Genomic DNA, 12865 nt, shown 5'->3' with positions numbered 1-12865 from the left:
AAAGCCGGTCCATCATGCAAAAAAACATCACGTCTTTAGGCTCGTTGAACTGGGATGACCTCAAGTTTTTCCTCGAGGTTGCCCGCACTCGCAAGGCCAGTACCGCAGCCAAGCGCCTGGCGGTGGACTACACCACCGTGTCGCGACGCATCAGTTCGCTGGAAACCTCGCTGGGCACGTTGCTGTTCGAAAAGTCCCGGACCAGCGGTTTCGTCCTGACTGCCGAAGGCCAGCGGCTGCTGGGTTACGCCGAGTCGATCGAAAGCACTCTGCACATGGCCTGCGAGCAGGTTTCGGGCTCCGGCGTGGCGTTGTCCGGGCATGTGCGCATGGGTTGCACCGAAGGGTTCGGCAGCTTTTTCATCACTCCGCAGCTTAGCCATTTCGTCGACGCCTACCCGGCGATCTCGGTGGACATCCTGCCGCTGCCGCACTTCATCAGCCTGTCCAAGCGCGAAGCAGACATCGTCATCGCACTGGAGCGACCGGAGCATGGCCCGTATGTCTGCTGCAAACTCTGCGATTACAAATTGCAGCTGTATGCGACTCAGGATTATCTGAACAAGCACCCACCAATCCGCCGTCCGGCAGACTTGAGCAAGCATCAATTCATCAGTTATGTGGACGATCTGGCGTTCAGCTCGGAACTGCTGTATCTGGCAAATGTGTTGCCTGGTGCCAGTGCCAATCTGCGCAGCACCAGCGTGATTGCGCAGTTCGTAGCCGCTCAGCAAGGACGGTCAATGGCGATTCTGCCGTGCTTCCTGGCGGCTCAGGATCCGCGATTGCTGCCGGTGTTGCCGCAAGAGATCACCATTACCCGGCAGTTCTGGATGTACTGCCGCGAGGACCTGCGCAAGCTCAAGCGGATCACCCTGTTGTGGGATTACATCCGTGCCGTTACCGAGCAGAATCAAGCGCTGTTGATGGGGGAAAGTCGGGAGATGTTATTCGCCGATTAATCCGCGCTCACTACGATCGACACCCGACGGTTCTCGGTGCGTCCGACCGCGGTGTCGTTGGAAGCGACGGGCTTACTGCTGCCCAGGCCGCGCAGCTGGATGTTTTCTTCTTTTATGCCGACGGTGGCCAACACCTTGCCGACGCTTTTTGCGCGACGCAGAGAAAGCTGTTCGTTATAGGATTCTTTGCCTGACGCATCGGTGTGGCCGTCGATCCTCACCCGTTCGATTTCCACACTCAACAACGCCTTTCCAATGCGCTCCACGATCTCGGTACTGGCAGGATTGAGGCTTTCGACATCGCTGCCGAACAAAACTTTGCCTGACAGGCCATAGGCCCAGCCATCATCCGTCATTTCGAAACCTTGCTGCTTGAGCACAGCGATCTGCGCCGGGGTCAGGCCCTTTTGCGGTGCCGTCTGGCAACCGGTCAATGCCAGCAAGGCCAGGAACAGGGAGATCGTGAAAAGTCGCAGAGAACGCTGATTGAAGGTGAACACAGAAATTAGCTCCTGGTTTGAACATGGGCGACAGGGAGCTCCGCTCCTGCCGTTTGCTGCGCGCCTCGGGAAAGGCGTTTGGCCTGGTACATCGCGGCGTCGGCAGCATCGAGCAACTCGCCCGGTGTGACCCCATGATCGGGGTACACGGCGATGCCAATACTGAGTGAAGTCAACACCTGGGTACTGCCCGGCAACTGGATGGGTATTTCCATGCTGGCGATGATTTTGTCAGCAATCCGTTCGGCGTCTTCGGCCTTGTGCAGCGGTGTGAGCAGGATTGCAAACTCGTCGCCACCCAGACGCGCAACCAGGTCCTCTTCACGCAGTTGCGCACGAACCCGGGTTGCCACGGCGACCAGCACCGCATCGCCGGCAGCGTGTCCGAAGTTATCATTGATCTCCTTGAACCGGTCGCTGTCCAGGAACAGCACGGCCACTCGTTCATCGAGCTTGCCGGCATTGCGCAAGGCACGCATCAGGCGGCCTTCGAAAAATGCTCGATTCGGCAGTCCGGTCAGGCTGTCATGGCTGGCTTGGTGGGCCAGGGTTTCGTTTTCGCTTTGCAGGTGGGTCTGCCAGGACTCGAGCTCATCGAGCAAGGCATTGAAGTCATTACCCAGGTTGTCGAGTTCGGCAATGTCGGCGGGCGGTACGCGCAGGTCAAAGGCTCGCTCGCTGCGGGCGGCGTGAGCCACAGTAGCCAGGCTGCGCAAAGGGCCGGTGATCCCACTCAATTGCCGCCGCGCCAGATAGAGCGCAACCCAGGCGCTGATGGCGGTACACAAGACGATTCCCATCAGACCGCTGAGCAAAAAGCGCATCAGGCTGCCACCGTGCCCGACCAGCAGGATACTGCCAATTTCCTGACCTTGATGGACGATCGGCATGCTGATGGGCTTTTCCAGAATCACCCGGGCGATCTGCATTTCAAGATCGGAGAGCAACCCCGTTTCCGGTCGTTGCCAACGTGCAAGTAACTCGCCTTGCTCGTCCAGGACCTGTGCGTCGGCCACTTCTTCGGTGGACGCGATCAACGCCAGCGCCTCAGTGGCGGCGACCTTATCGTTGAACACCACCGCGGCTTCCACGGTGTAATTGATCGAACGGGCGATCAGATGCAGGTTGTGATCGGCATAAACCCGCAAGGCCAGCACCCCCAGCAGGGTCAACGAAACACTGGCCATGGCCACGCCCACCAGGGCGACGATCAAATGTCCACGACCTATAACCGACCCCAGGGTCGGACGTATACGGGATTTGAATAGACTCATGGTGCCGCCGGCTTGCGACGCGACAGTTGCAGCACACTGGGATGGATGCGCACACCGCTGCGGGCGACTGAGTCTAGGTTGACCTCGAAGGATACTTGTTCATCGCCGACCCGCAGGCAGAACAGACTGCCGACGGTGCATTGATCGCCGCCTTCGCTGATGCTCACCACCGGGCGCCCTGTCAGCGAGGCGAATAATCGACTGCGTTCGTCGCTGGTCAGCTTGCCGATGTACACCGCGTCGCATTCACCGGCAATGGCCGGGTTGTCGGCCAAAAGCCGTTGCACGGTGACAGGCCGACCAGTGGCCTGGGTAGTGCCCTTGACCAGATCGTCGGTGTACTCGGTAGGGCCGACTACGCACAGACGCAATTGTTGAGGCTCAACAGGCCACCGGGCATAACTGAGGATCCCGAGCACCACCTGAGTGACTGATCTGGCACGCTGGTCTGCCTTGCTCTCGACGGTTTCAGGCTGAGCGAAGGCAACGCCCGTCAACAAACAGAGAAGGCCGGCAAGCAGCACTTGCTTGCAGCCAACAACGCGCTCTGTCGCCCAGACAGCCACCTTCATGCAGGGATTCTCTTCGATCGCAACGAAATGATGCCGCAACGATAGCACAGCACCGAAACACCAGCGAGGCCACGCACCACGGCACCTCGGACAGATTCCGTCGTCTGCTCCCCCTTTTCAGTGACCCGGCTCGATCCCCTCTTCCAGCTCCAGCATCAGCCCGCTCAAGCGCTTGACCTTACGCCGCACGGCCTCTTCGAATACGCCGGCACGAGGCTCAATCAGGGTGAACCAGTGTTTGGCCCGGGTTATGCCGGTATAGATCAGTTCCTTGGTGAGCACAGGGTTCAGGGCATCCGGCAGAATCAGCGCCGTATGGGCAAATTCCGAGCCCTGGGATTTGTGTACGGTCATGGCGTACACGGTGTCGACATCGTTGAGCCGACTTGGCAGGACAAAGCGCACACCGCCTTGACCATCGTTGCGCGGGAAGGCCACACGCAGCACTTGCCGTCCAGCATCGGGGCCTTCACGTTCCGGCAGCTTGAGGGCAATGCCAATGTCGCCGTTCATCAAACCCAGGCCATAGTCGTTGCGGGTCATCAGCACGGGCCGACCTTCGTACCATTGGTGGTCGCTGTCGATCAGCCGAGCCTTGAGCAACGCGTCGGTCACTCGCTGATTCAAGCCTTCCACCCCCCAAGGCCCTTTGCGTACCGCGCACAATAGCTGGAAGGCGTCGAAAGCTTGCAGGACCACACGAGCCCAATGGGTCCAGCGTGGATCGTCCAGCGGGCTGTCGAGCGGCGGCCGCTGGCTACGCAAAAGATTCAGGTAATGCCGATAACCTTGCGGTCCCTCGCCATGGCCTTCGAGCAGTAGACGCTCCAGCGCCCGGTCCTGCTCACCCTTGAGAGGCAGGGAAAATACGTCGCCATGGCTTCCAGCCGCCAGTAACTTGCGGGCTTCCTCGGGTTGCTGCCGGTTGACCCAACGGGCCAACTGGCCAATGCCGCTGCCCTCGCCGAAGCGCCGTGAGTGACGCAGCATCACCACTTGCTGAGCCAGGGGATGCGCTCCGTTGATGTCTTCGTGCAAGTCGCTGGCACCAAGGTTTTCCCCGCTGACTGACTCCAGCCACTGGCATGTCTGCGGACTGTACCAACCGGCTTCGGCATCGCGGCACAGATCGCCCAGGACGGCACCGGCCTCCACCGACGCCAGTTGATCCTTGTCACCGAGCAGCACCAGACGGGCATGGGCCGGCAATGCGTCGAGCAAACTGGCCATCATTTCCAGGTCGATCATCGAGGCTTCGTCCACCACTAATACATCCAGCGGCAAACGATTGCCGGCGTGGTGCCGAAAATGCCGGGTGCCGGGACGACTGCCGAGCAAACGGTGCACGGTGGTCACATCCGACGGGATCTTCTCCCGCACCGTTTCAGCAACTTCCAGGGTTTGAACCTGTTGGCTGATGGATTCGGTCAATCGTGCGGCAGCTTTGCCAGTGGGTGCCGCGAGACGAATGCGCAGCGGTTTGCCGGCTTCCACCGCGGGCGCTTGTAGCAATGCGAGCAAGCGTACGACCGTAGTGGTCTTGCCGGTCCCCGGGCCGCCGGTGACGATGCTGAATGCGCTACGGGTAGCCAGGGCGCAAGCGAGCTTCTGCCAGTCGATCACTTCATCAGGCCTGGCAGGGCCGAACAGGCCGGTCAGGCGTTGGGGCAAATCACTCGGTGTTGTTTCGTGTGCAGCCAGCCGCTGACGCAGGGCGTTATCGATGCGCCGTTCGTAAGCCCAGTAGCGGCGCAGGTACAGGCGTTTTCCCGACAGCACCAACGGCCGATGCTGCGCGGCCTCGCGCCCGTCGACGGCCAGAGCCACCAAGCGGCTGGACGCCAGCACCTTGCACCAATGAGCCCCCTCCAGCGCCTCAAGCAATTGCGACGGCAGCAACATCGCGCCACTTTGCAGATCACCTTCCGGCGGCAGCGACAGAGCGAAGTCCGGCTCTTTCAGCGTTTCGAACAGATCCAGGCAAACATGGCCGTGGCCCAACTGGTGACTGGTCAACGCGGCGGCCAGCAGCACCAGCGGATCATCGTCGGGGGCGAGCTCGTGGAGAAAGGCCACGAAGGCCTTGTCCAGCGCCCGTAGCCAACCGCGTTCGACCCAGCGCGTGAGCAGCAGCAACACGTCATCTGCGCGACTCAGCGGGGCCAGGTCCGCCAGACTTTCGGCCGCCAACGGCGTGGGCAGCAAATCGGCGAAGGTGCGACTCATAGCAGTACTCCCTGTTCCCAGGCGGGTTCGGCCTTGGGCTCTGGCTTACCCTGGAACAACCGGTCCAGACGCTCGATCAGTTCCCGTGGCGGACGGGCGAAATACACGCCCTGGCTGGTCGCGCGAGTACCGCGAAGGAACAGATACAACGCCCCACCGACATGCCGATCGTAATCGTAATCGACCAGCCGCGCCTTGAGCTGGCGATGCAAGGCGAGCAGGTACAACACATATTGCAGGTCGTAACGGTTGTCCAGAATCGACTGCTCCATGGCCTGCTCGGTATAGGCCGCGTCATCGACGCCCAGCCAGTTGGATTTGTAGTCGGCGACGTAATAACGACCGTCGTGCTCGAACGTCAGGTCGATGAAGCCTTTGAACATGCCATTGAGCAGCACCGGTTCGGCGGCCACCCTGGCCACGCCGTTGTGGGTGTATTGGCGCACCAGTTCATCGAGCTTGAGCACATCGACTTTGTGGCTGGCGAACCAGAACTCCATTTCGACCCGATACTGGGTCAGTTGCTCGAACACCACCGGTGCCTGCCCGCCGCCAATGTGCAGTGGGGATTTGAGCAAGTGCTGTAGCCAGTCACTCAACGTCGTGATCCAGCCTTCCCAGCCACGGCGATTGCAGCGGCGGGCGATGGCGTCTTCCACAGTTTGTGGTGCAGCGGCAAAACCTTCGTCACCGGCCCACTCGAGCAATCCATGGAGAAAAGTGCCGGGGTTTGGCCCGCGAGGGAATCGATGGATATCAGCGCCGCCGGCAATCACTTCTCGCGGCGCTTGCGGATCGAGACGTTCGTCGTCAAAAAGCTTTTGTGCTTGCGGGCTCTCCGGGGCTTCGTCACTGCCCACGCTAAGACTGTCACCAATGCGCAGGGCGCTGTAGGAGGCGATCCACCAGTTTTCGCTGGCCTTGCGTTTGGGTATCAGCGGCGCAAGCAAGGTCGCTTCATTGCGCGGCGGATGGTAATGCTCGGCGCTCGCTTCAGGCATTTCACCGTAATTCAGCGCCGGGCAGTTCTGCTGCAAATCTTCCAGCCAACGCCGCAACCCTGTCGACTCGGCCAATGGCGCACCACCGCCCAGCAAGTAACCCAACGCTGAAAGGTGCAGCGTCGAGCCATTGTTATTGCCGCGCTTGAGGTCAGTTACACCGAGCCAGCAGGCATGTTGTGCCCGGGTCAGGGCGACATAGAGCAGGCGAAGATCCTCGGCCAAGCGCTCATCATCGGCTTGCACAATCAACTCCGGTGTCGGCTTCAAGCTCACTTGAGCGTTGCCCATCGCGTCGTGGTAATACAACGGCAAACGGCTGCCATCCACCGGTTTTGCCGAGCAGATGAATGGCAGAAACACCAACGGATATTCAAGCCCTTTGGATTTGTGAATGGTCACGACCTTGACCAGTTGCTCGTCGCTTTCCAGGCGCAGGATCTGTTCTTCGCCAGCCTGACCGGACAATGCCAGATGCTCGGACAAGTGACGGATCAGCGCTTGCTCGCCATCAAGCTCGGCGGCGGCCTGCTGTAGCAGCTCGGACAGGTGCAGCAAGTTGGTCAGCACCCGCTCGCCATCGTTGCGCGCGATCAACGCCTGGGGCAGTTGGAAGTCGTGCAGCAAACGTCGCAGCATTGGTAGCACACCCTGTTTGCGCCAGAGCTCGCGATAACCGCGGAACTGCATGACCCGCGCTTCCCACGCCAGTTCGTCCTGATTCAGCCGTTCCAGTTCAGCCAGCGAAAGGTTCAGTGTGATGCAGGCCAGCGCGGCGCGGAGGGGACGCTCGACATCCGGCTCGGCACACGCCTTGAGCCAGGTCAGCAGGTCATGGGCCTCCTGCGCGGCGAACACGGAGTCCTTGTCTGACAGGTAAACACTGCGCACGCCGCGAGCCGAAAGTTCGCCACGCACGGCCTGGGCCTCTTTGCCGTCGCGCACCAGAATTGCGATATCCGATGGCAGTAGACCTTTGAAGTCCTTACCGTCCTGGATGAAGCCAGCACAGCCTTGCTGACCGCCATTGAGCAGCGCGGTGATTTCACTGGCGCAGGCGGCGGCCAATTGTTGCCGATACACCGCGCCAGACAGTGGCTGATCGGCGGACAGGTGCCAGATGTTCAGGGCCGGTACAACCTGACCATCAATCTGCAGGACTTCTTTGCGCCCCTGGGATTCGACGGGCAGGAACGGTACCGGGTTCTCGCCACTTTTCTCACGGAACAGGAATGCTCCGCGTCCCTGCCCGCGAGATTCGGCGCGCTCGAACACATGGTTTACCGCACTGACCATGCCATGACTGGAACGGAAGTTAGTGCCCAGGGTATGCAGGCGGCCAGTGGTGGCCTGGCGAGCGCGCAGGTAGGTATAGATGTCGGCCCCGCGGAAGGCATAGATCGCCTGCTTCGGGTCACCGATCAGAAACAGACCGGTTTCAGGATTGTTATCTTCGATGCGATAAATGCTCTCGAAGATTCGATACTGCACCGGGTCGGTGTCCTGGAATTCGTCGATCAACGCGACCGGGAACTGCTCGCGGATCAGTGTGGCCAGGCGCTCACCGCCGTCGGACTGCAACGCCGCATCGAGGCGCAGCAGCATGTCATCGAAGCCCATTTCCGCGCGGCGACGCTTTTCCTCCTCGAACCGTGCACCCACCCAGTGAGCAGCGTGTTGCAGCACGGCGGCATCGGGGGTCGGCAAACTATCGAGACTGGTCTTGAGACCGGGCATTGCATCGAGACCGGGATGACGGGGAGCTTCACCCTTCCAGGCTTCAGCCATGCCATCGGGGGTCAGGCGAGTGAAGCCGGTGCCAATGTCCAGTTGCTCGAGAGACTCATCTTCGGCCCAGGCCCGGAGCTTTTCGAACCAGGGTTCGAAGTAGCGCGGCTGCATCTTGCGGCCATCGACGCTCTTGCTTGCGACGCCCTGATGACAGATGGCAAGCAACTCATCCGCCCATTGGCGCCAAGGCATCTTGAGTTCAAGCAAAGCGGCCCGTCGCTCCTGCAGGCACTCGGCAATCAACTCGGCAGGCTCTTTACCTTCAACACTGTCACGTTCGCTGGCGAACAAGCCACGCACTCGCGGCAGCAACGCCGCCGGACCACCCCAATTGCCGCGAACCCAGTTCAGTGCATCGCCTTGCATTGGATAACAGAACAGTCGCCAGTAGTCGCGCAGGACTTCGCCGAGCAAATCACTATGATCGGTTTCCAGGGTCTGGGTGAACAGGCTTCCACTGTCGAACGCATGTTCGCGCAACATGCGCTGGCACCAACTGTGGATGGTCGATACCGCCGCTTCATCCATCCACTGGGCGGCGATGTCCAGGCGGTTTGCACAGCCGGACCACTGTTCGGGGAGGTACTGCTCGCGCAACTCGGCAATGAGGCCATCCGGAGCCGGTGTCTCATCGCGGAAAAACCGTGCGGCTTCGGCCAGCCGTGTGCGAATACGTTCGCGCAACTCTTTGGTCGCGGCATCGGTGAAGGTCACCACGAGGATTTGCGGCGGCAGCAACTCACGGCCAAAACCACTTGATTCGCCGCCGTGGCCAAGGACCAGACGCAAGTACAGCGCAGAAATGGTGAAGGTCTTGCCGGTCCCTGCGCTGGCTTCGATCAGTTGGCTGCCACGCAGGGGGAATGCCAGGGCCAGCGGTGTTTTCGTGGTCATGAGCGCGCCTCCTCGCTGGTCGATGAACGCCAGGAGGCCTCAAACAGCGGCCGATACAAAGCGTTGCACCAATCGGGGAAGGTCTCGTCGGCAATCAGTGCATCGTAATCTGCGTATTGCCGAGTGAGCGCCGGGCTTTCGCGGCGCTCACCGTCAGTGGTCTGGCCGTCGCCTTCATAAGTCTTGCGGGCAGCGGCGTCAGCTTTGGCCGGGTCGGTTTGAGCGAGCCAGGCGAACGCTGTTTTTACTGCAATCGGCAGCGGCTGGCGCATGCCCGTTTGCCAAGCCAACAACAGGTCGCCCAGCACCCTGGATGCTGCGGCCTCCTCCATCGGACCGAGCAACAAGCTGTCGTCGCTGGCCACCAACGCAGTGGTCATCGGCATGCCGCTGGCACAGGCAACCAGGTGATTGACCCAAGGTCGCGTCAGGCGATGCCATTTGCGGGCCTTGATCGAACCGATGCTGTTGGGAATCGTAGTCACCGACAACAACCCGCCATCTGCGCGTTGATGCAGGCCACTGAGCCAGCCTTCCAGACGCAATCCTTGTAGTTCCAGACTCACCGGCAACGCGCTGGTGAGCGGGGTCGGCCATAACGCCAGAAGCTGCTGATAGCGCAGCAGCAGATCCGGCAGCGGCTCGATCAACTCTCGCTGAAGACATTCACCAAAACCGGCCATGGGCAAGAGCCCGCTGTTTTGCAGGCGTTTTGCCTGCGCCTCCAGTACCTGATCGGTTTGGTCCAGTTGCCCCAGTGCCGCTTCAAGCAAGCTGTCGCTGAGGCTATAGCGTTGCAGCGCGTCGAGTACAAATGGCTCTTCATCAGCCAAAGGCACTTCTGCAGCCTCGAAGAACACTTTGAGCCGGTGGCTGAAGAAATGTCGTACAGGGTTGCGCAGAAAATCCTGCAGCTGACCCAGGCTCAGCGGTTCGTCCTGGACGTAGGGTTCAAGCACTTCGATATCAGTCGCCAGATCACTGGCTTGATGTAGAACCTGCCACTCGCTGGCGTAGCTGAATAGATCATCGCCTTCATGAAAGTAGCGAGCGCTGAAAGGTTGCAGCGGGTGTTCCTGAGTCATGGACTCAAGCAGGTCATCATTATCATCGTGCAGTCGCCAGCCGCTGCCGAGATGATCACGCAACTGCCCTATCAACACCGAAGCAGGGCGCTCGCTGTTGTCCCGAATACTGCGGCCGACCCAACTGATATAGAGTTGGTCGCGTGCCGACAACAATGCTTCCAGCAACAGATAGCGATCATCTTCACGTCGGGAGCGATCACCGGGGCGGTAGTCACTGCCCATCAGGTCGAAATCCAGCGGCGGCTGCGCGCGAGGGTAATCGCCGTCATTCATGCCAAGCAGGCAGACCAGTTTGAAGGGGATCGCTCGCATGGGCATCAAGGTACAGAAGTTAACGGCCCCGGCAAGGAAGCGCTGAGACAGGCGACCTTGGTCGAGACCCGCCAGCCAGGCTTCACGGACTACGGTCAACGGTAATTCGTCGTGCAAACCTACGGACTCGCACGTCTCAAGCCAGGTCTCACGCAGCTCTTCGAGTTGGGCCAACAAATAGTCGTCATGCTCGTTGCTGGCCAGAAAGAATAACTGCACCAAAGCTTGCAACCGCGAGCCCCATTGTTTGGGCGCTGCAGGTTGAGTGAGCTCCTGGTGAGCAACTTCCAATGTATCCAACAACGCCACCAAAGGGCCTATGAGCGCGGCATCCAGACCACCAATTTCGTCGTAGGGTTCGATCCCCTCGCAGGCACTGGCGCTGCCCACGGCATAACCCAGCAACATCCGTCGCAAACCGAAACGCCAGCTGTTTTGCTCCAGTTCCTCAGGCAGACCCAGGCCCGCGCGCTGCTCGGCGTTCATCCCCCAGCGAATGCCTGCGCCTTCGATCCAGCGATGCAAGGTCGGCAGATCTCGTTCCTCTACGCCAAACCGGGCGCGTAATGCGGGAACGTCGAGCAGATCCAGGATCTCGCTGACAGGGAAACGACTGTCGGGAAGTTTGAGCAGGTGTTCGACAGCAATCAGTAGCGGATCCCGGCCTCGCTGGCCTTGATCCGCAAGTGTGAAAGGAATGAAGCGCGGATCAAAGCGATCGATCTGACCAAAAACAGCACGGATATGCGGGGCATAACTGTCGATGTCCGGGACCATCACGATTACGTCGCGAGGCCTGAGGTCTGTGTCAGCACTGAATCGTGCGAGCAACTGATCGTGGAGTATTTCCACTTCGCGTTGAGCGCTATGGGCGATGTGAAAACGGATCGAATCGTCCTTTTTCAGATCGACAGCAGCCCAACGCTCGCGAGTCTCGTTCAAGGGACGCAATTCCAGGATATCGTCCTGCAACTGATTGAGCATGCTCTGTGGCTGGCTTTCGCTGAAAAGATCGATGCGCCCGTCGCGAAACGCCGAGCGATAGCTATTGGGATCGTCGTAGCTGTCGAGCAGATTAATGTAGTCCCGCCCCTGCTTGCCCCACGCGGCCAGTAGCGGATGGGCATGCTGATGGAGCGTTTGCGCGTCGAGCACGACCGGCATGCCGCTCTTGCGAGCCTGGCGCTTGTACTGATGTCGCAACAGATCTTTATCAGCGACGATGTCTGCCCAATGGTGACGACATGGGTTGTGTACGCACAGTAAGACCTGGCTGAATCGAGCAAGCCCGGCAAGCGCTTCCAGGGCCTGAGCAGGCAGTGAAGAAATCCCGAAAACGATCACCCGCGAAGGCAATCCACTCGGCGCTATGTCGAGGCTATTGATGCGCTCGATAAAACGTTGGTGGACGCCTGCGCGGCTTTGCGCCATGCCTTGTTCACCGACATCCAGCAACAACGCACGCCACAGCTCCGCCTGCCAACAGTTGGCCGGGGTCAGGGCTTTGGCTTCGCCTCTACCATTTCGTAACTGATGACGACCTTCTGCCCAGTCTTCGAGCCAATCGGCACGGTAGACCTGATATTGGTCGAACAGATCCGCCAGTCGCTCCGCCAATTGATAGCGTTTACGTAAGTCGGTGTCATGGGTAAGAAAGCGCTGCAGAGGTTCGAAGTGCGGTTGGTTGATCAACTGTGGCAACAGACGCATCAGACGCCAGGTCAGCGGGGCTTTATCGAGCAGGGATTTGACCGGGATTTCGTCACGTCCCAGCACCATGCGATAGAGCTGCCACATGAAGCTGCCCGGTAGTTGCACATCGATGGCTGCCGCAATTCCGCAGCCGCCCGTGTCGTCATCTTCAGGATCTTCGGCCAATGCCAGCTTCAGCCATTGGGCGATGCCGTTGCTCTGTACCAGGGCGATTTCATTTTCCAAGGGAGCCAGCGGGTAGCGCCGCATCCAGCTGACCACCAGGCTGCGCAACTCGTCCAGACGGTTGCCGTGAACCACCATAAAACCAGCACTGAGGGACGTAGCGTCCGGCATAAAGGCTTCCTTGGGAAAATACAAAAGCTAGGGCCGAACCTTAGCACTGTCATCAGACTGTGACAGCCGGGAGCGGTCCGATAATGCTGTACGAACTTTCCTGCGGGCAAAACAAAACCCCTACCTGCATACGCAGATAGGGGTTTCGGAATTTAATCTTGACGATGACCTACTCTCACATGGGGAAACCCCACAC

The 12865-nt window shown here is 59.8% G+C and carries 7 protein-coding genes; 1 reads left to right on the top strand and 6 read right to left on the bottom strand.

The features are described 5' to 3' along the window. The first annotated feature begins 14 nt into the window (after positions 1-14). Entirely contained in the window at positions 15-962 is a 948-nt protein-coding gene (locus KW837_RS21805; protein ID WP_218398592.1) for a LysR family transcriptional regulator, read from the top strand. Here KW837_RS21805 and KW837_RS21800 read toward each other — a convergent pair. The 6 genes from KW837_RS21800 to recC form a co-directional block, all read right to left on the bottom strand. Continuing rightward, entirely contained in the window at positions 959-1462 is a 504-nt protein-coding gene (locus KW837_RS21800) for an OmpA family protein (protein WP_192346930.1), read from the bottom strand. The two genes, KW837_RS21805 and KW837_RS21800, sit on opposite strands and share 4 nt — an antisense overlap. A 5-nt stretch (positions 1463-1467) precedes the next feature. Next, entirely contained in the window at positions 1468-2736 is a 1269-nt protein-coding gene (locus tag KW837_RS21795) for a diguanylate cyclase domain-containing protein (RefSeq protein WP_218398591.1), read from the bottom strand. Beyond that, entirely contained in the window at positions 2733-3308 is a 576-nt protein-coding gene (locus KW837_RS21790) for a YfiR family protein (RefSeq protein WP_218398590.1), read from the bottom strand. The genes KW837_RS21795 and KW837_RS21790 overlap by 4 nt, the downstream gene beginning before the upstream one ends. Before the next feature lie 117 nt (positions 3309-3425). Beyond that, positions 3426-5534: an exodeoxyribonuclease V subunit alpha gene (gene recD / locus KW837_RS21785; protein ID WP_218398589.1), complete on the bottom strand. Its 2109-nt coding sequence runs from the start codon at positions 5532-5534 to the stop codon at positions 3426-3428. Next, entirely contained in the window at positions 5531-9220 is a 3690-nt protein-coding gene (recB, locus tag KW837_RS21780; RefSeq protein ID WP_218398588.1) for an exodeoxyribonuclease V subunit beta, read from the bottom strand. The genes recD and recB overlap by 4 nt, the downstream gene beginning before the upstream one ends. Then, a complete protein-coding gene (gene recC / locus KW837_RS21775; RefSeq protein ID WP_218398587.1) occupies positions 9217-12669 on the bottom strand; it encodes an exodeoxyribonuclease V subunit gamma in 3453 nt (1150 codons plus the stop codon). The genes recB and recC overlap by 4 nt, the downstream gene beginning before the upstream one ends. Positions 12670-12865: the final 196 nt, after the last annotated feature.

The organism is Pseudomonas sp. PDM24, assembly GCF_019218905.1.
GTDB lineage: Bacteria > Pseudomonadota > Gammaproteobacteria > Pseudomonadales > Pseudomonadaceae > Aquipseudomonas.
The sequence above is the reverse complement of the archived record's forward strand: the minus strand, read 5'-3'. Positions and strand labels throughout refer to the sequence as shown.